Raw genomic sequence first — 19,220 nt, forward strand, 5'->3', positions numbered from 1 at the left:
GCGTTTTCCCGCCCGAAACCCGGTTGCCGCCGGCGGACCCCGAAATCTAGGGTCGGCACATGACCGACCTCGCGGCCCGTCTCCGAGCCGACCTCCTCACCGCCCGCAAGGCTCGCGACGCCACGGCGACCGCCGTGCTCCGCTCGACGCTGGCTGCGATCGCCAACGCCGAGGCTCTGCCGGTGACGGAGACGGCTCTCTCGACGGATGGGATGGCCTCCGGCTCCGCTTCGGCAGAGGGCCCGATCGCCGGCGCCGCGATCGGCGTCGGTGCGACCGAGGCCGCCAGACGCGACCTCACCGACGACGACGTACGCGCCGTCATCTCCGGCGAGCTGGCCGAGCGGCTGGCCGCCGCAACGGACCTGGATTCCCACGACGCCACCGAGAAGGCGAGCCAGCTCCGCGCTGAGGCCGACCTGCTCGGTGCGTACCTCTGATCGTTCGCTGACTCGGCCCATCTGTCCCACCCCAGAACGCCGAGTCGGCGCATCTGTCCCGAACGTGCGGGACAGATGCGCCGACTGGGCGTCTATTTCTGGGGCAGTTGCGCCGAGTAGGCGATCAGCCCTGCGGGTCGAGCTCGCCGCCGACGACCTCGAGCACCCGGGCGCGTACGTTGGCAGCGGCCTCGGGGTCCCGCGCCGCGACGGCGGCGACGAGCGCATTGCCGAGGATCAGCTGCGGGATCCGGATGATCGAGTCGAGCTCCTGGCGGAACCCGGCGCGACCGCCCTGCGGAGTGACCAGCTCGACCTCGGCGAGCTTGGTCAGCTGGGTGCCGGTGAAAGAGGTCAGCGCGATGACGGCCGCTCCCCCGGCGACGGCCGCCTGGGCGACCTGGATGGTCGGCGCGGTGGCGCCGGTGCCGCTGACGACGACGCAGACGTCGCCCGGCTGGAGCAGGCGAGCGCGGATGAGCTGGTCGAGGTGGTCGCTCGGGGCGACGGTGCTCAACCCCTGGGAACCCAGTCTCATCGCGATGTCCTGGGCAACCGGCGAGGAGACACCGGTGCCGGCGACGAGGATCGAGCGCGCCTCGGCGAGGAGCTCCACCGCCCGGGTGACCTGCTCCTCGGAGAGGAGCCCGACCATGTCGGAGGCGGAGTCGGCGATGTCGGCGAAGAACGAACGCACCACCGTCAGCGGGCTGCCTCCCTCAGTCGTCTCGGTCTTGGCCGTGCCCAGGTCGCGCGCCAGCAGCACCTTGAGGTGCGGGAAGCCGCGGAACCCGAGTCTCTGCGCGGCTCTGACCACGGTCGCGGTCGAGACGGAGGCCTCGGCGGCGATCTCGGCGGTGGTCGCCTCGATGGCCCACTCCGAGCGGGTCAGCACGACCTCGGCGACCGCGCGCTCGGAAGGGTTGAGCCGCGGCATTGCGGCCCTGATGGCTGGTAGAACCGGCGCACTCGTCATGCCGCCACCAGCGTGGCTTCGGCGCCGTGCAGGATCCGGTGACGCAGCGCCGCTGACAGCTGGTCCACCAGGATCGTCACGAAGATGATCACAACTAGCATGATTCCACCCCACTCCCACTCCCGGCCCCGAAGGACACGGTTTAGTAACGCACCAATTCCACCGGCGCTCACCACGCCGAGGATCGCGCTTGCCCTGATGTTCACCTCGAAACGGTAGAGCCAGAACGCCACGGTCTCCGGAAGCATCTGCGGGATGACCGCTGTGCGGATGCGCTGCCACCAGGACGCACCGGCCGCCGTGACCGCCTCGACGGGACGCGGGTCGACCGCCTCGACGTTCTCCAGCGTCAGCTTGCCGAGCGAGCCGATCGAGTGGATGCCGATCGCCATCGCCCCCGCCATCGGGTTGAGCCCGAACAGCGGCAGCATCACGATCACCGCCAGCAGGATCTCCGGGACGGCGCGGATGGCGTTGAAGAAGAGCCGCACCGGGACCCGCACGACCAGCGGCGAGGTGTTGGAGGCGGCCAGGAACGCCAGCGGGAACGAGAACAGCGCCCCGACGCAGGTGCCGATCCAGGCGAGCGCCACCGACTCCCCCATCAGCTTCAGTGACTGCAGCCACCAGTCGCCGTAGGTGAGCTCCGGGTCGGCCTGGCCCTCGGGATGGGCACCCGGCCAGGTGAGCACGCCGTCGAGCATCTGGCCGGCGTACTGCAGGATCTCCCCGGGGAACTGTGGCAGCCGCTCCCACTTGGCGTCATCCAGCGACCACCCGGCCACCAGCACGATGCCGATCAGGGCCAGGCCGGCCAGGGTGTAGGGCCACTTCGGGGGCGGCTTCGGCCTCACACCAGCCTCCGGCGCAGGACCTGAGAGAGCAGGTCGATGGCGATGACGACCACGAAGATGACGATCACGACCGCCGCGAGCCGCGGATAGTCGGCGCGGTTGAAGTAGAGCATGATCAGCTGCCCCACACCGCCGGCCCCGACCGCGCCCAGCACCACCGAGGCACGGATGTTGAGCTCGAAGACATAGAGGACGTACGAGGCGTAGTTGGGCAGCACGGCCGGCACGATCGCGACGCGGGCTCGCTGCCAGCGCGTGGCCCCGGCGGCGTCGAGCGCCTCCAGGGGGCCGGGATCGACGGCGTCGATGCTCTCCGCGGTCAGCTTGGCGACGATGCCGATGTTGAAGATGGTCAGCGCCAGGATTCCCGGGAGCGGTCCGGTGACGACGGCGACGAACACCAGCGCGTAGGCCATGTCGGGCAGCGACCGGATCACCGCCATCACCGACTTGGTGACCCGGTAGACCGCCGGTGGCGCGCTGACCTTGGAGCCCAGCAGAGCCACCCCGAGGGCGATCAGGGAGCCGACGAAGGTCGCGATGACCGCGATGGCCGCGGTCTCCTGCAGCGCGGTCCACAGCCGCGAGGACGGGTCGGTGATCTCCGCCCACTCGGGGTGCACCACCTCCTCGAGGATCATCACCAGTTCGGGCCACTGCTGGATGGCCGGCGCGAGCGAGAAGTCGATCGCCCAGCCCGCCACCACGGTGATTGCGACGGCGCCGAGGACGCCGCCGACGAGCAGCGGGCTCAGCGGCGGCTGCGCCGGACGCACCGGGCCGTCCGGGCGCTCGAGGATCGCCTCAGTCATGCCGAGACGTCCTCGGCGGTCAGCGAGCGACCGTAGATCTTCTCGAAGACGGCGTCGTCGGCCTCGGCCGCCGGGCCGTCGAAGACGATCTGGCCCGCGCGCATGCCGATGATCCGGTCGGCGTAGCGCCGAGCCAGGTCGAGGAAGTGCAGGTTGACCACGGTGGTGATACCGAGATCGCGGTTGATTCGTTGCAGGTCACGCATCACCAGGTTGGCCGTCGGCGGGTCGAGCGAGGCGACCGGCTCGTCGGCGAGGATGACCGACGGCTGCTGCGCCAGCGCACGCGCGATCGCGACCCGTTGCTGCTGCCCGCCGGAGAGCTCGGAGGCGCGTACCCAGGCCTTCTCGACGATCCCGACGCGCTCGAGCGCCTCGAAGGCGATCTCCTTGTCGGCCTTCGGGTGCAGCCCGAGGGCCGACTGCAGCCATGACTGGGCATGCAGCCGGCCGGTGAGGACGTTGCCCACCACCGAGCGACGGGCGACCAGGTTGAAACCCTGGAAGATCATCCCGATCTCGGCACGCAGCCGCCGCAGCCGGCGCCCGCGTGCCGAGGCCACGTCGGTCCCGCCCACCGACAGCTTCCCGGCGGTGACCGGCACCAGGCCGTTGATCGTGCGGATGAGCGTCGACTTCCCCGCCCCCGAGAGCCCGACGACCACGACGAACTCCCCGGCCGGAATGGTCAGCGAGACCTTGTCCAGGCCGCGGGTGCCGTTCGGGTAGACCACCGAGACGTCGTCGAAGACGATGCTCATTCGCCGAAGTTCTCCTCCACGCTCTTCGCCTTCTTCAGCGCAGCGGTGTCGACCTTCTCGAGGCCCTCGATCTCGTAGACCGCCTCGAGCGTCTTGAGCCCCTTGGGATCCTTCGCCATCGCGGTGAACGCGTCGGTCACCTTCGTACGCAGCTCCTTGGAGAGGTTGCCCGCGACGACGATGCCGTCGTTGGGGATCTCGGTGGAGTAGGCGAACACGACCACGTCGGAGGCGACCTTCGGCTCGTCGGCCGCGACCTCCTCGCGGGCGTCGTCGTAGCTCACCCCGATCGGGTAGTCGCCGCGCGCCACGGCCAGGATCGCGGCGTCGTGGTCGCCGGCAAACTGTGCGTCGAGGTCGACCAGCGCGTCGCCACCGGTGACCTGGCTCCACTGGGTGGCCGGGTAGTAGTAGCCCGAGGCGGAGCCCTGGTCGACGAAGGCGATCGAGCTGCCGGGCTTGATCTTGGCGATGGCCTCCTCACCGACGGGGCCGGTCTTGGCGGCATCGGTGCCGTTGCAGTACTTGAAGCCCTCGACCACCTTGACCTCGTCGGTGCAGTAGGTGTCGGGGTCGTTGGTGAACCACTGGGTGTGGTAGGTCCCCGAGCCGTAGCGGACCGACTGCAGGACCGGCACCGCACCGGCCTGATCCTCGGCCTGGACCATGCCGATCGGGCCGAGCATCGCGACCTGGGCCTGGTCGGACTTCAACGCGACGATCGCGGCGGCATAGCTCTCGGTCACCTCGGCACGCACGGGGATCCCGATCCTGTCGCTGAGGAACGACTCCAGGCCCTTCGCGCTCTCGGTGATCGAGTCGACGTCGCCGGAGGGCACCAGCGACAGCACGATCTCCTCGGGATCCTCAGCGGGCGCGGCACTGTCCTCGCCGCTGCCGCAGGCGGCGAGCGCGAGGGCGAGCGAGGCGGCGGCGCCGACCGCCAGCAACCGGCTACTGGGTGTTCTCAACATGGACAGACTCCTTGAGGGGGTGAGCTGCGATGAAGGATGACGGGTCACTCGACCAGTCCGAGACTGCGGGGTACAGGTCCACGAGTGATCCTGCACGAACATGAGCTGGTCCTTGCCGGCGGTCGAAGGCATCAACGTACGCAGCAACACAACCACGCTCGACGGCGGGACCAAGGTCATTGCGCCAGATGTCGCCGACCGACATCAACCACTCCGGCGCGTCGGTGGCGCCGGCGGCGTCGAGGAAGGCGTCCAGGTGCCCCTTCATCCGGGTCGGCTTGAGCGCGTCCGCGCACACCTCGTCGACCACGTCGCGTACGCCGAGGTGCTCCAGGATCGCGTCCAGCCCGCTGCCGGGCGAGTTGGTCAGGATCACCCGGTGCGCGTCGATCCCGGCGAGCAGGTCGGCCAGCCCCTCGGGCGTGCGGATGTCACCGGGGCACTCGCTCATCTCCGCCCTGCTCAGGACGTACGCAGCGCTCAGCTGCTCCTCGGTCACCCCCGCGGCCAGGCCCAGGATCTTGACGGCCTCATAGCCGTCCTGAGCGCCTGTGAGCGTCTTCGGGGCACTCTCGGGCAGCCGCTTCCCCAGGAAGGCCTGAGCGGCCTCCAGGAGCGCCTCAGGGACAGCGGTGAGGGCCGCCACCCTCTCGGCGTAGAGAAGCACCGGGGTGTCTCCGAGACACACCGTGCCGTCCAGGTCCAGTACCAGCACCGGCCGAGGCAACGCATCCACCTTCCAGGGGCGCGGGCCGTCGGGGTCAGCCCTGCGCAACGCGATTACGTGATAACTGGAACGTAGGTAAAGACGCTTCAGGACGCAAGCAGCAAACGCTTGATGTCACACGCTATTTACTGCACTGCACGATATCGACTCAGGCCGGTTCACAGGCCCAAGCCGACTTCGGCGCGCCGCGGGTCAGGCGAGAGCAGACCCCGCCCGGTACTCGTCGTAGGAGGTGTTCCAGTCGCCCCAGCCGTTGCTGAACGTCATCTGGCGGTTGGTCCCCACCGTCTCGACCACGTCGCCGCGGCGGGTCATGTCGTAGAGGAACTTCGCGTTCTCGTCACTCATCCCGGTGCAGCCGTGGGAGACGTTGGCGTTGCCCTGCTGCGCGACCGACCAGGGCGCGCCGTGGATGAACTCACCGGAGAACGTGAGCCGCATGGCCCACTTCACGCCCTCCATGTTGTAGTACTCCCGGTCGCCCTGGTTGATCCCGATGGTCTCGGAGTTCATGGTCTTGCGCTTGAACTTCTCGATGATCACCTTCACGCCGCTGCGGGTGACGAACCCCTCCTTGCCGGTCGTGATCGGGATGGTCTTGATCTTCTGTCCGTTCTTGAAGACTTCCATCTGGTGGGTCTGGGCGTTGGCCCGGTAGATGTGGGCGTCGCCGGTCTTGAAGGTGATCTCGCGGTCCTTCTGGCCGAAGATGCCGCCGCCGGCCGGGACCGAGTTGATGTTGAGCTTCACGTTGATCGTGGAGTTGGCCTGCCAGTAGGTCCGCGGACGGTAGTGGACCTCCTTGTCGCTCACCCAGTACCACGACCCGTCCTGCTTCGGGGTCGACTCGACCAGCATCTTCTTCTCGAAGGCGGCCTTGTTCTTCACCGGCAGGTCGTACGTCACGATGATCGGCATCCCGACGCCGACCGTCTCGCCGTCGAGCGGTGCGATCGACGGGTAGGTCTGGCGGTCCAGGCCGAGATCCTCGGTGGAGAACTTGACCTCGCTCTTCTGCTGCAGACCGTCGTCACCGGTGGCGGTCACCGAGAGGGTGTAGGAGGCGGTCGGCTCGAGCACCTCGCCCGCGCTCCAACTGAGCCCGTCCTCGGTGATCGTGCCCCGCACCTTGGTGCCCTTCGCGCCGGTCAGCATGACCTCGTCGAGACGCCCCTTGGCCACGTCGACCTTGACCACCTTGTCGACCGCGACGCCGGTGGCGTTGTTCTCGATGTTGGGCGTGATCTGCACCGTCGGCTCGGCGGGCTTCTTGGGCTCCTTCGAAGCCGAGTCCGCCCCGCACGCGGCGAGCACCGGCGCGAGAGCCGCGGCGGCGGTGGTCAACAGCACCCGGCGGCGGGCGAACACGGACGGGCGGTGAAACGGTGACTGCGTTGACACGGTGAGACTGCTCCAGACCTGATCATTGACCCAAGACGCCCGAAACCGGGACGCGGGCGCGATAACCCTACCGGGCATCGCCAAGAGGCGTGCAAGAACGGAACCGGGGCCCGATCCATCTCGGATCGGGCCCCGCGTAGGTCCGTTGCTCAGTGCTTGAACTCGCCTCGGTAGTACTCGAAGTTCCAGCCGGCGAGGGCCAGCAGACCCAGCACGGCGGCGATGATGAGCAGCCACCAGGCGGCCATCGCGACGGCGAGGACCACCAGGCCGAAGGTGAGCCCGGCCCACAGCGGCCACCAGGAGAACGGCGGGAAGAAGCCGTACTCCCCCGCGCCCTCGGCGATGTCGCCGTCCTCGCGGTCCTCGGGACGCGGGTCCATCTTCATGGCGTGGAAGCCGAGGTAGACGGTGATCATCGCGAACAGCAGGGTGCACATGACCAGCGCCGAGGTGCCGGTCCAGTCGCCACCCTCCGCGGAGGCTGCGGTGACGAACCAGTAGGCCGGGGTGACCAGCACCATGAAGGCGGTGCAGACCACGAAGATCCAGGCTTCAGACTTCAACGTGCTCAGCCTTCCTTGTTGGAGCTGGTGGAGAGGAGATCGTCCTCATCGTGCTCCAGCGCGGCGATCTCCGGGTGGTGGAGGTCGAAGGCCGGGGACTCCGAGCGGATCTTCGGGATGGAGACGAAGTTGTGGCGCGGCGCCGGGCAGGCCGTGGCCCACTCCAGCGAGCGGCCCCAACCCCACGGGTCATCCACCTCGACCTTGGGGGCGTTGCGGGAGACGTAGAGGTTGTAGAAGAACGGCAGCATCGACAGGCTCAGCAGGAACGCACCCACCGTCGAGAACTGGTTGAGGAAGGTGAACCCGTCGCTGGGCAGGTAGTCGGAGATGCGTCGCTGCATGCCCTCGACACCGAGCCAGTGCTGGACCAGGAAGGTCGCGTGGAAGCCGACGAACAGCAGCCAGAAGTGGACCTTGCCGAGGCGCTCGTCGAGCATCCGGCCGGTCATCTTCGGCCACCAGAAGTAGAAGCCGGCGAACATCGCGAACACGACGGTTCCGAAGACCACGTAGTGGAAGTGAGCAACCACGAAGTAGGAGTCGGAGACCTGGAAGTCGAGCGGCGGGCTCGCCAGGATGATGCCGGTCAGACCACCGAAGAGGAAGGTCGTCAGGAAGCCGATCGACCACAGCATCGGGGTGTCGAAGCTGACCGATCCGCCCCACATCGTGCCGATCCAGTTGAAGAACTTCACGCCTGTCGGCACGGCGATGAGGAAGGTCATGCCGGAGAAGAACGGCAGGTTGACCGCGCCGGTGACGAACATGTGGTGCGCCCACACCGCCACCGAGAGGATCGCGATACCGAGGGTCGCGGCGACCAGGCCGATGTAGCCGAAGATCGGCTTGCGGCTGAAGACCGGGAGGATCTCGGAGATGATGCCGAAGAACGGCAGCGCGATGATGTAGACCTCGGGGTGACCGAAGAACCAGAACAGGTGCTGCCACAGGATCGGGCCGCCGTGGGCGGCGTCGAAGACGTGGGAACCGAACTGGCGGTCGGACTCGAGCATCAGCAGCGCGGCGGCGAGGATCGGGAACGCGATCAGCGCGAGCAGCGCGGTGATCAGGGTGTTCCACGTGAAGATCGGCATCCGGAACATGGTCATGCCCGGCGCACGCATGCAGATGATCGTGGTGATGAAGTTGACCGAGCCGAGGATGGTGCCCAGACCGGCCATGTAGAGACCCATGATCCACAGGTCGCCACCGACACCCGGCGAGTACTGCGCGGTGGAGAGCGGCGTGTAGGCGAACCAGCCGAAGTCGGCCGCACCCGCGGGGGTGAAGAAGCCGCTGGCCGAGATCAGGCCACCGAAGAGGTAGAGCCAGTAGCTGAACATGTTGAGTCGCGGGAAGGCGACGTCAGGAGCGCCGATCTGCAGCGGCATGATCACGTTCGAGAAGCCGAAGAACAGCGGCGTCGCGAAGAGCAGCAGCATGATCGTGCCGTGCATCGTGAACAGCTGGTTGAACAGCTCGTCGTTGACGACCTGCTGCCCCGGGAACGCCAGCTCCGAACGCATCAGCAGCGCCATCATGCCGCCGATCAGGAACCAGAAGAACGACGTGACCAGGTACATCTTGCCGATCAGCTTGTGATCGGTGGTGGTCAGCAGCTGGTAGATCAGCTTGCCGAGCGGCTTGCGGCCGCCGGCGACCGGGGGTGCAGCGGTGGCAGTCACTCGCCCTCCTCCTCGTTGTGGCTGGAGACGTCGTCGGCGGGGCGGGTGGACTTACCGCCACCGAGAAGCGGACGCTCGGCCTCGAAGCCCTTCTGCGCCAGCGTGTCGACGTAGGACTTGTAGTCGCTCTCGGAGAGGATCGCGACCTTGAAGATCATCCGGGCGTGGTAGACGCCGCAGAGCTCGTAGCAGGCACCGCGGAAGGTCTTGCCCTCGATGAGGTCCTCCGCGTTCGGGTCGAAGGTGGCCGTGGCCTCCTTCGTGGTGATCGAGTAGTGGTTCACCCGACCGGGGACGACGTCCATCTTCATGCCGAACTCCGGGACACCGAAGTTGTGGATGACGTCGGCCGAGCGCAGGTTGAACCGCGTGGTGGTCTTCTCCGGGAGGACCAGCGTCGGGATGTGCGAGCCGGTGCCGACGACGTAGCCGTAGCTGTCGTAGGCGTACTTGTCGTCGACCAGGTTGTCGTCGGCGCTCAGGTCGGGCTCACCGATGCCGTGGTTGAAGGTCCACTGCCACTGCTGGCCGGTCACCTCGATCACATTGGTCGGGTTGCCGTTGTCCAGCATCTCGTTCTGGACCTTGACGGTGTGGTCGAAGAAGACGATCACCATCAGCACCGGGGCGATCGTGTAGAAGATCTCCAACGGCAGGTTGTAACGCGTCTGGACCGGGACGTCGGCGTCGCTGCGGCGCCGGTAGCGCCAGATCGCCCAGAAGATGAGCCCCCAGGTCAGGACACCGGTGATCAACGCGGCGACCCACGCGCCCTGCCACAGGGCAAGGTTGTGCTCCCCCTGCTCAGAACGCGGCTCGGGGAAGCCGAAACGCGCCGCCTCGCCCGAACAGCCACTCAGCAGGAGGGCGCCGGCCGTCAGCGTCGCCACCAGCGCACCACGGCGGGCGCGGGCGTGGGACGGAGTCGATCCGGCCCCTGGCAAGTGCAGACCCACTACGAGCCTCTCTCTCATGCGAACACTCAGATGTCGGCAGACTACCGCGAGCGCCTCCGGATTCATCTTCAGGGGTTCCTCATGTCGCGTATGGCTACCGTTGGGTCCTGTGACCGACAGCTTCATCTACCTCGACGCCGCCTCGGCCGAACCACTCCACCCCGCCGCGCGGGAAGTGCTTCTGGCCGCGGCCGATCAGGGGTACGCCGACCCGCGCCGCCTCCACCGGCCGGCCCGTAACGCGGGGCTGCTGCTCGCGAACGCCCGCGAGGTCGTGGCCGAGGCGCTGGGGGTCCGTCGCGATGAGGTCCTTTTCACATCTTCGGGCACCTCCGCCGTGCACGCGGGCCTGCTGGGGCTCGGATCACGTGGCATAGCTCACAGTGCCGTCGAGCACCAGGCGGTCATCGACGCCGCGCGCTGGTCGCAGCGCTCCCCCGTCATCGAGCTGGCCGTCGATGCCGAGGCACGGGTCGAGGTGGACGCCGTCCGCGCCGCCCTCGCCGGCGGAGACGTCGATGTGGTCGCCGTCCAGCAGGCCAACCACGAGGTGGGCACGCTCCAGCCCCTCGACGAGGTCGCCTCCGCCGCCGGCCCGGCCGCTCTCTTCGTCGATGCCGGCGCCTCGATGGGACGCCTGCCCCTGCCCGAGGTCGGGGACGCGATCGCCGGCTCCGCCCGCAAGTGGGGTGGCCCCGGCGGGGTGGGAGTGCTGGTCGTGCGCAGGTCGGCCCGCTGGCGGTGGCCGTTCCCGGGCGATGAGTGGTCGCGTACGGATCAGGGGTTCACGAACGTACCCGGGGCGCTGGCCGCCGCCGCGGCGCTCCAGGCGGTGGTCGCCGAGCGCGAGGAGGTCAACGCCCGCCAGCACGAGCTGATCAAGCTGGTCCGCGATCGGGTGAGCGCGGAGATCCCGGACGTCGACGTCGCCGGCCCTGCCGAGGGCCGGCTCCCCCATCTGGTGACGTTCTCGGCGCTGTATGTCGACGGCGAGGCGCTGGTGACCGCGCTGGACCGTATCGGCGCCGGTGTCGCGAGCGGCTCGGCCTGCACGTCGGACACCCGAGAACCGTCTCGCGTACTTGCTGCCATGGGAGCGCTGACACACGGTAACGTTCGGCTATCGCTGACCCGCGACACGACGCGAGAGGATGTGGAGCGCGTGCTCGACGCACTGCCTGAGATCGTCAAGAACCTGCGCGCCGAGGCGGGGCTGTGAGCGCGCCGAGCGTCACCCTCGACTGCCGCGGCCAGGCCTGTCCGCGGCCGATCATCGAGCTCGGCCGCCACCTCGGCGATGTCGAGATCGGCGAGGTCATCGCCGTCGCGGCCGACGACGTCGCAGCCCACCACGACGTACCCGCCTGGGCTCGCATGCGCGGCCAGGAGTTCGTCGGCGAGGTGGAAGCAGAAGACGGCGTACCCGTGTATCGGATACGCCGCCTGAGCTGAGCGGGGGGGTTCAGCCCTTGATGTGCGAAGCGATCTGGTCGGCGGCGGTGTCGCCGTAGGACTCGCGGACGCGGGCGACGAACTCCTCGGCGGTGAAGGAGTACTCCTGCGGGCCGACGGTCTCGACGCAGTAGGCGGCCAGGACGCAGCCGACCTCGGCGGCCTGCTCCAGCTCGCAGTCCCAGGCCAGCGCGGCGAGGAAGCCGGCGCGGAAGGCGTCGCCGACACCGGTGGGCTCGACGGCGTTCACGTTCTTCGCGGCGGGCAGCACGATCGCGTCCTCGCCCTTGCGCTGGATGCGTACGCCGTCCTTGCCGAGCGTGGTGACCTGGGTGCCGACCCGGGCCAGGACCTCCTCGGCGGACCAGCCGGTCTTCTGCTGGAGCACGTGGGACTCGTACTCGTTGGTGAACAGGTAGGCAGCGCCGTCGACGAGGTCGCGGATCAGCTCACCGTCGCCGAAGGCGAGCTGCTGGCTCGGGTCGGAGATGAAGGTGTAGCCGCGCTGGCGGGCCTCCTCGGTGTGGCGCTTCATCGCGTCGGGGTCGTCGGGCGCGATCAGCACGAACGACGGCTCACCAACCTTCTCCGCGATCGGGCCGAGCTCGATCTCGCGAGCCTCGGCCATCGCCCCCGGGTAGAAGCTGGCGAACTGCGCCATCGCGGTGTCGGTGGTGCAGACGAACCGCGCGGTGTGCAGCGTCTCGGAGACGCGCAGGTGGTCGCAGTTGACGCCGTGGCGCTCGAGCCAGGAGCGGTAGTCGGCGAAGTCCTCGCCGACCGCACCCACGAGCACCGGCGCGAGGCCGAGGTTGGCCAGGCCGAAGGAGATGTTGGCGCCGACGCCACCGCGGCGGATCTCGAGGTCGTTGACCAGGAAGCTCACCGAGAGCTTGTCGAGCTGGTCGGCGACCAGCGAGTCGGCGAACTTTCCACCGAAGCTCATCAGGTGGTCGGTGGCGATGGAGCCTGCGATCAGGAGTGAACCGGACATGCGCGGAACCCTACCGGCGAGACCTCGGGCGACGTTAAGGCTCGACCGTGGACGGGAGATGAAATATTACCGCTGAGTCGGCCTTCTGCTACCCGTTGGTAGTGCTTACCGTCGTTTGCATGACAGATATGCGCGTACCCTACGACGACCTCGACAGCCCCGCGCAGCTCTGCGCCGACTGCGCCGCCGCCGACAGCGCGCTGCGCCTGCCCGCGCCACGGGTGCGCGAGTCGGCCCGCCCGGCGCCTGCGGTGCGGATGCAGTCCCGCGAGCCACGCGACGCCGCGATGCTCGAGACCTGCGGCCACGTGGCAGACGATCTCGCCCTGACCTGAGCCGGCGAGGTCGCGACTCGCGATCCCAGCCGAAGACCAAGAGAGCCCCTGTCACGCACAGGGGCTCTCGTCATGTCCCCGTGCGGTCAGCCCCGCGGGATCAACCCGTCGAGTGCGAGGTCCAGGAGGCGAGCCGCGCGGGCGGCGTCGGCGGTGCGGTCACGGCTGATGACCCACGCGATGCCGGCGGCCAGGTCGAAGAGCTCGTCCATGCGTACGTCGCGCCTGATCTCGCCGGCGTCCTGCGCCTGCTTCAACAGCACCCGCGTCGTCTCCTGCATGTGGCCACACGTCACACCTAGAAGCGACCCCTCGCGCCCCGCGGCGTCGAGCACGCTGTCCGGGAGCCCTCCGTACGTGCTGATCTGGTCGATCGTGGCCAGGAGCCACTCTCGCAGGGCCGCCAGCGGCTTCTCGTCCCCGACCAGCTCGGCGCCACGGGTGTGCACGGCTGCCATGTTCTCCGCAAGTGCCACGGCGATGAGCTCGTCACGCGTCGGGAAGTGCCGGTAGAGCGTCGCGTTCCCGACGCCGGCGGCGCGGGCGATCTCGTCGATCGAGGTGTCGACGCCGTCACGGGCGAAGGCGGCTCGTGCGGCTTCGACGACGGCGTCGTAGTTGCGGCGGGCGTCGGCCCGCTTCGGCCGCCTGCTCGCCCAGTCGGTGATCTCGGTCGCAGTCATCAGTACCCCTTGACAATAACCGGGGACTGTCCCCACATTTGAAATGGGGAGTCTCCCTGTTTCCGATCATAGCGAGGTACGCAGACATGACAGAGCTTCACGACACACGGGCCGCGACCGGGGCCAGGGCCCGTGGAGGAGGTTGGGCGGTCGCCGCGGTGGTGACCTGCCAGCTGATGCTGATGGTGGACGGCGTGATCGTCACCGTCGCACTCCCCTACATCCGCGACGAGTTCGGACTCAGCGCGGTCGGCCTGTCCTGGGTCGTCTCCGCCTATGCCCTGGCGTTCGCGGGGTTCCTCCTGGTCAGCGGGCGACTCGGGACGATGTTCGGCCCCCGCCGGGTGCTCCTGGCAGGCGCGGCGGTCTTCGTCGTGGCCTCCGCGGCGGGCGGCCTCGCACCGACCGGTGAGCTGCTGATCGCAGCACGGGCCGTGCAGGGCGTGGGCGCCGCACTGGCGGGCCCGGCGATCATGGTGCTGCTGGTCGCGAACACCGACGAGGGGCCGCAGCGCCTGCGAGCGATGTCCTGGTTCATCATCGGCTCCAGCCTGGGCAGCTGCCTGGGTCTGGTGGCCGGAGGCGTGCTGACGGTGGCCCTGGACTGGCGCTGGGTGATGCTGATCAACGTACCGGTCGGCGCGGCCGTCATCGCCGGGACCGTGGCGTTCGTCCGGGACGCCGACCGGACGCCGGGGCGGCTGGACGTACCCGGTGCGATCGCCTCCGCCGTCACCATGGTCGCTCTCGTGCACGGGCTCACCCGAGCGGGCCAGGAGGGTTGGGGCGACCCGGTCGTGCTCGGTTCCCTCGTCCTCGCGCTGATGGCCCTGGTCGTCCTGATCGCGGTGGAGTCACGCGCGGCGCACCCCGTCGTACCGCTGCGCCTGCTCGCAGGCGCCCGCCGCGCCGTCCCCTATGCGGGCATGCTCCTGGTGCCCGCCATGATGATCGGCTTCTTCACCTTCTCGGTGCTCTTCCTGCAGGACGTACGCCACTTCGACGCGCTCGAAGCCGGCATCGCGTACCTACCCTGGGGCGCCTCGGTGATCATCGGCGCCCGACTGGTGCCGGTGCTGATCGCGCGCATCGGCAGCCGCATGGCGATCACGCTCGGAACGACCCTCGGACTCGTCGGGCTGGTCGCGTTCGCGCTCCTGGCCGCCGACGCCCCGCTCTGGGTCGGCGTCCTGGTGCCGTGCTTCGTCTTCGGTTTCGTCGCGCCGCTCTTCTTCACCCCGGCCAGCGCCGAGATCATGGCGGCGGCCGGCGCCGAGGACGCTGGTGCCGCCGCGGGCCTGTTCCAGTCGATGCAGCAGCTCGGCGGTGCGATCGGTGTCGCGACACTCACCGCCGTGTTCACCGACCGTGCGGCGGCGGGGACGGAGTCGGCCATGGAGACCGCGATGCTCGCGTCCACCGCCTTCGGGGCCTGTCTCCTCGTCCTGGTCCTGGCGACTCCTGCGTTCACCGGTCAGCGGCCCGCGCCGACACCTGCCTGAGGCCCAGAACGCGTGAGCGCCCCGGTCCGTCGGACCGGGGCGCTCACGCTGATGCTCAGTGGAACGAGTCGCCGCAGGCGCAGGAGCCGGTGGCGTTGGGGTTGTCGATGGTGAACCCCTGCTTCTCGATGCTGTCCACGAAGTCGATCATCGCGCCGTTGAGGTAGGGGACGCTCATCCGGTCGACGACGACGGAGACACCGTCGAAGTCGGTGACGACGTCACCGTCGAGGGTGCGCTCGTCGAAGAAGAGCTGGTAGCGCAGGCCGGAGCAGCCACCGGGCTGCACGGAGATGCGCAGGCTCAGGTCGTCGCGGCCTTCCTGCTCCAGGAGGCTCTTCACCTTCGCGGCGGCAACGTCGCTCAGGTTGATGGAGTCGGCGCGGCGTTCGGTCGTCTGCTCGGTCATGTAGCTGGGCTCCCTGTGCGTGGGTGCGGGTTGTGTCTTAAGGCTCAATCGTCGCACATCCTCGGTTATTCCCGATGGTCGACGGACCAGGTCCGGGCCACCCTGGCGGCGAGGCCGACCAGGGAGTCGTACGCCTGGTCCAGTGCTCGCTCCTCGCCGACGCTGTCGACGAGGGAGTAGGCGGCGTCGATGCCGAGGGTGCGCATCTCGCGTCCGCTCATGCTGACCTTGCCGGCGAGCACGATGCAAGGCCGCAGCGCCTGCTCGGCCAGCCTCGCCACCCCGGCGGGCACCTTGCCGGCGGCGCTCTGCGGGTCGAAGGAGCCTTCGCCGGTGATCACCAGGTCGGCGCTCGCTGCCAGCTCCGGGAGCCCGAGCAGGTCGGCGACGACGTCGAATCCGGACCGACGCGTGGCCCCCAGGAGCAGCAGCGCGAATCCCATCCCGCCGGCCGCTCCCGCGCCCTTCGCGGTCGAGGTCGTACGCGACGTGGCGGCTGCCAGGTCCTGGAGCACACCGTCCCAGCGGGGCATGCTCTCCTCGGCCAGGCCCTTCTGCGCACCGTAGACCTTGACCGCACCGAAAAGCCCGGTCAGCGGGTTGTCCACGTCGCTGGCGATCACGATCTCGAGGCCCAATGGCTCGGGCAGCGTGACCTCGGAGATGCCCTCGAGCCCGGCGACACCGGCATCGAGCGGCTTGTCGGCGGTCGCGCCCAGCGCGGCGAGCAGCCCCGCGCCCCCGTCGCTGGTGCCGGAGCCGCCGAGACCGACGACGACCCTGGTCGCGCCGGCGTCACGGGCGGCGAGGAGCAGCTGCCCCACGCCGTACGAGGTCGCCTGCTCGGCTCCCTTCCCGCCGGTCAGGTGCAGACCGGCCGCCTGGGCCGACTCGACGTAGGCGGTCTCGCCCTCGACCAGGACCTGGGCAGTGACCGGCTCTCCGTGCGGGCCCCTGACCTCGACCTCGCGCAGATCGCCGCCGAGGACGTCGTGGAGCAGCTCGAGGAATCCGGGGCCGCCGTCGGCCATCGGCGCCAGCGAGAGCTCGTCGCGAGGTGCCGTACTCCGCCAGCCCTCCGCGATCGCGGCCGCCGCCTGGGCGGCGGTGAGCGTGCCAGCGTACTTGTCGGGGGCGATCAGCACTCGCATGGCCGAAACCTACCCGCGCACGGAAGTCGCCGGGTGTCCCGCACGGTCGTTTCGAGCAGTAACCATCACGCATGCGTCGCGTTAAGGTCGGTTCGTGCGGATCTTCGGGCGGCGCCGGGCCGGTGACTCAGAGACCAGGCGCATCAGAGACTTCTGGACCTGGTGGGCCCAGAAGGGCGCGCTGGCCTGCGGCGCCGCGATCGACGCCGACAACCAGGACGCGCTGGTCGCGCTGCTGGCCCGGCGGGTGGACGCGATGGAGGCGGGCCTGAGCTGGGAGGTCGGCCCTGGGCCCTTGGGCGGACGGCTGCTGGTCGTCTCGGCGGGCGGCAACCCGGACCATCGGGCGCTCGCCCGCCGCTGGCTGCTCGCCGCTCCCGAGCCCGACGGCGTCTCCCCGTGGGAGTTCAGCGACCAGCGCCCGCCGGTCGACGACCCGGTCGAGGCGGTGCTCACCACCCCTGGCGGTGCCGCCATCCGGCTGGCCGACATGCTGGTCGGCGCCCGGCAGAACGGTGCCCACTTCGATCTCACGCTGTTCCACCCGGCGTTCCCCGACCTCGCCGAGGACGCCCGGCTGCAGATCGCCTTCCATGCCCTCGACACCACGCTGGGCGAGTCCAGCACGGAGCTGTGGATCGGCGAGGTCGAGACCACCATCACCCGCCCCCGCGACGGCTTCGGCCTCGACGGTCTGCGCGTCGCGGTGCGGAACCTCCGCAAGGAGTACGTCGACCCCGACGGCAACCCGGCCTGGGTGCTGCTCCACGGGGAGAGCCCGCAGGGCCCGGTGATCGCGAGCGCGGTCGTGCCGCTGCACCCGGTCACCGCGCCCAACCTGACCCACCACATCGGCGTGATGGTGCCCTACATCGGCTTCGCCGAACGGGGCCTCCCCTCGGCCGACGCGCTCCGCGAGCTCGGCCAGCTCGAGGACCGGCTCTCCTCGACCCTCGGCCCCGACGGCCGGGTCGTGGCCCATGAGACCACCAACGGCGTACGCCTCCTCCACGCCTACGTCGATCCCACCACCTCGGCCCCGCAGCGGCTCGAGGAGACGGTCGGTGGCTGGGCGCACGGCGACGTCGTCACCCGCGTCGACACCGACCCGGCCTGGGACGCCGTCCGACCCCTGCGCGCCTGAGACGGGCTCCGCGCAGGAGTCCCACCATGTGACCTACGCCACCGGGTAGCCGAACCCTCGACATGTATTATCGTCATCATGACGACTGTCGACCTCCCGCTGCTCCCCCTGGGGCGCGGCACCGACCTGAACTCCGAGCGTGGCGTCGAGTGTCCCGGCGACCTGCCGGCCGCCTCCGACCCCGACCTGGTCAAGCGCGCGCTCGCCGCCAAGGAGAAGCTCGGCGACAAGGTGTTCGTCCTCGGACACCACTACCAGCGCGACGAGGTCATCCAGTTCGCAGACGTGACCGGTGACTCCTTCAAGCTCGCGCGCGACGCGGCCGCCCGGCCGGACGCGGAGTACATCGTCTTCTGCGGCGTCCACTTCATGGCCGAGTCGGCCGACATCCTCACCTCGCCGTCGCAGGCGGTCATCCTCCCCGACCTCGCGGCCGGGTGCTCGATGGCCGACATGGCGCGGCTGGGCCAGGTCGAGAAGGCCTGGGAGGCGCTCTCGGAGGCGGGCGTGGCCGAGCAGGTCGTGCCGGTCACCTACATGAACTCCTCCGCCGACATCAAGGCGTTCTGCGGTCGCCACGACGGCGTCGTGTGCACCTCCTCCAACGCACAGGCCGTGCTGGAGTGGGCGTTCGAGCAGAAGTCCGACGCCAAGGTGCTCTTCTTCCCCGACCAGCACCTCGGCCGTAACACGGCCGTCCTGAAGCTCGGCATGTCGCTGGACGACTGCGTGGTCTGGGACCCGCTCAAGCCCGGCGGCGGCGTATCCCCCGAGGAGCTGCGGGCGGCGAAGGTGATCCTGTGGAAGGGCCACTGCTCGGTCCACGGCCGCTTCTCCCCCGACACCATCGACGACCTGCGCGCCGAGATCCCGGGCGTACAGATCCTGGTCCACCCCGAGTGCCAGCACGAGGTCGTCCTCAAGGCCGACCTGGTCGGCTCGACCGAGTTCATCATCTCGACCATCGAGGCCGCTCCTGCCGGGTCCGCTTGGGCGATCGGCACCGAGCTCAACCTGGTCAAGCGCCTCGCCGACGCCCACCCGGACAAGCGGATCGTCTTCCTCGACCGCACCGTCTGCTACTGCTCGACGATGAACCGCATCGACCTCCCCCACTTCGTCTGGGCCCTCGAGGCTCTCGTCGAGGGTCAGGTCATCAACCGCATCGAGGTCGACCCCGACACCGAGCGCTACGCCAAGCTCGCCCTCCAGCGCATGCTCGACCTGCCCGGCAAGACCCAGGACGACTGACACCCTCTGCCGAGGTGTCCCATACGTCGGCCGAGGCGTCACTCAGGTCGGGGGGGGGGGGGGGGGGGGGGGGGGAGCGCGCGCGGGGGGGGGGGGGCGGCGGGGGGGGGGGGGCGCCGGCCGCGGGGCGCGCTGATAAAGATA

21 protein-coding genes are annotated in these 19,220 nt (G+C 69.2%); 7 read left to right on the forward strand and 14 right to left on the reverse strand.

Annotated elements, in window-relative coordinates:
- Positions 1-59: 59 nt before the first annotated feature.
- On the forward strand, positions 60-440 hold the full coding sequence (locus ACIA03_RS20860; RefSeq protein ID WP_396986013.1) for a hypothetical protein: 381 nt from the start codon (positions 60-62) through the stop codon (positions 438-440).
- 124 nt (positions 441-564) lie between these two features.
- Here the strand turns inward: ACIA03_RS20860 and ACIA03_RS20865 are convergent, their stop codons facing one another.
- From ACIA03_RS20865 to ACIA03_RS20910, 10 genes are all read right to left on the reverse strand, one after another.
- On the reverse strand, positions 565-1,416 hold the full coding sequence (locus ACIA03_RS20865; RefSeq protein WP_091049949.1) for a MurR/RpiR family transcriptional regulator: 852 nt from the start codon (positions 1,414-1,416) through the stop codon (positions 565-567).
- The gene (phnE, locus tag ACIA03_RS20870; RefSeq protein WP_396986016.1) at positions 1,413-2,270 is read right to left on the reverse strand and encodes a phosphonate ABC transporter, permease protein PhnE; all 858 of its coding nucleotides are present in this window, start codon (positions 2,268-2,270) and stop codon (positions 1,413-1,415) included. Before phnE (ACIA03_RS20870) ends, ACIA03_RS20865 begins: the two co-directional genes overlap by 4 nt.
- On the reverse strand, positions 2,267-3,082 hold the full coding sequence (gene phnE / locus ACIA03_RS20875; protein WP_396986018.1) for a phosphonate ABC transporter, permease protein PhnE: 816 nt from the start codon (positions 3,080-3,082) through the stop codon (positions 2,267-2,269). Before phnE (ACIA03_RS20875) ends, phnE (ACIA03_RS20870) begins: the two co-directional genes overlap by 4 nt.
- The gene (gene phnC / locus ACIA03_RS20880; RefSeq protein WP_396986020.1) at positions 3,079-3,843 is read right to left on the reverse strand and encodes a phosphonate ABC transporter ATP-binding protein; all 765 of its coding nucleotides are present in this window, start codon (positions 3,841-3,843) and stop codon (positions 3,079-3,081) included. The genes phnE (ACIA03_RS20875) and phnC overlap by 4 nt, the downstream gene beginning before the upstream one ends.
- Entirely contained in the window at positions 3,840-4,817 is a 978-nt protein-coding gene (gene phnD / locus ACIA03_RS20885; protein ID WP_396986022.1) for a phosphate/phosphite/phosphonate ABC transporter substrate-binding protein, read from the reverse strand. Before phnD ends, phnC begins: the two co-directional genes overlap by 4 nt.
- Positions 4,798-5,532 carry an HAD family hydrolase gene (locus ACIA03_RS20890; protein ID WP_396986025.1) on the reverse strand — a complete coding sequence of 245 codons (735 nt, stop codon included), beginning with the start codon at positions 5,530-5,532 and terminating at the stop codon, positions 4,798-4,800. The genes phnD and ACIA03_RS20890 overlap by 20 nt, the downstream gene beginning before the upstream one ends.
- Before the next feature lie 204 nt (positions 5,533-5,736).
- The gene (locus ACIA03_RS20895; RefSeq protein ID WP_396986027.1) at positions 5,737-6,945 is read right to left on the reverse strand and encodes an Ig-like domain-containing protein; all 1,209 of its coding nucleotides are present in this window, start codon (positions 6,943-6,945) and stop codon (positions 5,737-5,739) included.
- A gap of 149 nt (positions 6,946-7,094) precedes the next feature.
- The gene (locus ACIA03_RS20900; RefSeq protein ID WP_396986029.1) at positions 7,095-7,511 is read right to left on the reverse strand and encodes a cytochrome c oxidase subunit 4; all 417 of its coding nucleotides are present in this window, start codon (positions 7,509-7,511) and stop codon (positions 7,095-7,097) included.
- Positions 7,512-7,516: 5 nt separating this feature from the next.
- Complete coding sequence (ctaD, locus tag ACIA03_RS20905; RefSeq protein WP_396986031.1) at positions 7,517-9,199, reverse strand: cytochrome c oxidase subunit I; 1,683 nt, start codon at positions 9,197-9,199, stop codon at positions 7,517-7,519.
- On the reverse strand, positions 9,196-10,089 hold the full coding sequence (locus ACIA03_RS20910; protein ID WP_396986033.1) for a cytochrome c oxidase subunit II: 894 nt from the start codon (positions 10,087-10,089) through the stop codon (positions 9,196-9,198). The genes ctaD and ACIA03_RS20910 overlap by 4 nt, the downstream gene beginning before the upstream one ends.
- 175 nt (positions 10,090-10,264) lie before the next feature.
- Here ACIA03_RS20910 and ACIA03_RS20915 point away from each other — a divergent pair, with 175 nt between their 5' ends.
- Both ACIA03_RS20915 and ACIA03_RS20920 read left to right on the forward strand, forming a co-directional pair.
- Positions 10,265-11,374: a cysteine desulfurase family protein gene (locus ACIA03_RS20915; RefSeq protein WP_396986035.1), complete on the forward strand. Its 1,110-nt coding sequence runs from the start codon at positions 10,265-10,267 to the stop codon at positions 11,372-11,374.
- On the forward strand, positions 11,371-11,607 hold the full coding sequence (locus ACIA03_RS20920) for a sulfurtransferase TusA family protein (RefSeq protein ID WP_396986037.1): 237 nt from the start codon (positions 11,371-11,373) through the stop codon (positions 11,605-11,607). The genes ACIA03_RS20915 and ACIA03_RS20920 overlap by 4 nt, the downstream gene beginning before the upstream one ends.
- Before the next feature lie 10 nt (positions 11,608-11,617).
- Here ACIA03_RS20920 and ACIA03_RS20925 read toward each other — a convergent pair whose 3' ends face one another.
- The gene (locus ACIA03_RS20925) at positions 11,618-12,601 is read right to left on the reverse strand and encodes a carbohydrate kinase family protein (protein ID WP_396986039.1); all 984 of its coding nucleotides are present in this window, start codon (positions 12,599-12,601) and stop codon (positions 11,618-11,620) included.
- Between the two features lie 119 nt (positions 12,602-12,720).
- Between ACIA03_RS20925 and ACIA03_RS20930 the strand changes: the two genes are divergently transcribed.
- Positions 12,721-12,936, forward strand: coding sequence for a hypothetical protein (locus tag ACIA03_RS20930; protein WP_396986041.1), 216 nt, complete (start codon positions 12,721-12,723; stop codon positions 12,934-12,936).
- Positions 12,937-13,022: 86 nt separating this feature from the next.
- On the opposite strand, the gene ACIA03_RS20935 is transcribed toward ACIA03_RS20930, so the two are convergent.
- A complete protein-coding gene (locus tag ACIA03_RS20935; protein WP_396986043.1) occupies positions 13,023-13,619 on the reverse strand; it encodes a TetR/AcrR family transcriptional regulator in 597 nt (198 codons plus the stop codon).
- 86 nt (positions 13,620-13,705) lie between these two features.
- Between ACIA03_RS20935 and ACIA03_RS20940 the strand changes: the two genes are divergently transcribed.
- Positions 13,706-15,121, forward strand: coding sequence for an MFS transporter (locus ACIA03_RS20940; RefSeq protein ID WP_396986045.1), 1,416 nt, complete (start codon positions 13,706-13,708; stop codon positions 15,119-15,121).
- Positions 15,122-15,176: 55 nt separating this feature from the next.
- Here ACIA03_RS20940 and erpA read toward each other — a convergent pair whose 3' ends face one another.
- Complete coding sequence (gene erpA, locus ACIA03_RS20945) at positions 15,177-15,530, reverse strand: iron-sulfur cluster insertion protein ErpA (protein ID WP_008363173.1); 354 nt, start codon at positions 15,528-15,530, stop codon at positions 15,177-15,179.
- A gap of 65 nt (positions 15,531-15,595) precedes the next feature.
- Positions 15,596-16,681, reverse strand: coding sequence for a glycerate kinase (locus tag ACIA03_RS20950; RefSeq protein WP_396986049.1), 1,086 nt, complete (start codon positions 16,679-16,681; stop codon positions 15,596-15,598).
- Positions 16,682-16,775: 94 nt separating this feature from the next.
- On the opposite strand from ACIA03_RS20950, the gene ACIA03_RS20955 reads away from it, so the two are divergent.
- On the forward strand, positions 16,776-17,825 hold the full coding sequence (locus tag ACIA03_RS20955) for a DUF695 domain-containing protein (protein WP_396986051.1): 1,050 nt from the start codon (positions 16,776-16,778) through the stop codon (positions 17,823-17,825).
- Between the two features lie 78 nt (positions 17,826-17,903).
- Positions 17,904-19,076, forward strand: a complete 1,173-nt coding sequence (gene nadA / locus ACIA03_RS20960; RefSeq protein ID WP_396986053.1) for a quinolinate synthase NadA — start codon at positions 17,904-17,906, stop codon at positions 19,074-19,076.
- Positions 19,077-19,220 lie beyond the last annotated feature (144 nt).

The sequence above is a fragment of the Nocardioides sp. NPDC051685 genome (assembly GCF_044453405.1).
Classification (GTDB): Bacteria; Actinomycetota; Actinomycetes; order Propionibacteriales; family Nocardioidaceae; genus Nocardioides.

Excerpts from the sequence above, each read along its gene's own strand:
- ACIA03_RS20860 (WP_396986013.1), top strand. The coding sequence starts at position 60 with ATGACCGACCTCGCGGCCCGTCTCCGAGCCGACCTCCTCACCGCCCGC.
- ACIA03_RS20865 (WP_091049949.1), bottom strand. The coding sequence starts at position 1,416 with ATGACGAGTGCGCCGGTTCTACCAGCCATCAGGGCCGCAATGCCGCGG.
- phnE (WP_396986018.1), bottom strand. The coding sequence starts at position 3,082 with ATGACTGAGGCGATCCTCGAGCGCCCGGACGGCCCGGTGCGTCCGGCG.
- phnC (WP_396986020.1), bottom strand. The coding sequence starts at position 3,843 with ATGAGCATCGTCTTCGACGACGTCTCGGTGGTCTACCCGAACGGCACC.
- phnD (WP_396986022.1), bottom strand. The coding sequence starts at position 4,817 with ATGTTGAGAACACCCAGTAGCCGGTTGCTGGCGGTCGGCGCCGCCGCC.
- ACIA03_RS20925 (WP_396986039.1), bottom strand. The coding sequence starts at position 12,601 with ATGTCCGGTTCACTCCTGATCGCAGGCTCCATCGCCACCGACCACCTG.
- ACIA03_RS20930 (WP_396986041.1), top strand. The coding sequence starts at position 12,721 with ATGACAGATATGCGCGTACCCTACGACGACCTCGACAGCCCCGCGCAG.
- ACIA03_RS20935 (WP_396986043.1), bottom strand. The coding sequence starts at position 13,619 with ATGACTGCGACCGAGATCACCGACTGGGCGAGCAGGCGGCCGAAGCGG.
- ACIA03_RS20940 (WP_396986045.1), top strand. The coding sequence starts at position 13,706 with ATGACAGAGCTTCACGACACACGGGCCGCGACCGGGGCCAGGGCCCGT.
- erpA (WP_008363173.1), bottom strand. The coding sequence starts at position 15,530 with ATGACCGAGCAGACGACCGAACGCCGCGCCGACTCCATCAACCTGAGC.
- ACIA03_RS20950 (WP_396986049.1), bottom strand. The coding sequence starts at position 16,681 with ATGCGAGTGCTGATCGCCCCCGACAAGTACGCTGGCACGCTCACCGCC.
- nadA (WP_396986053.1), top strand. The coding sequence starts at position 17,904 with ATGACGACTGTCGACCTCCCGCTGCTCCCCCTGGGGCGCGGCACCGAC.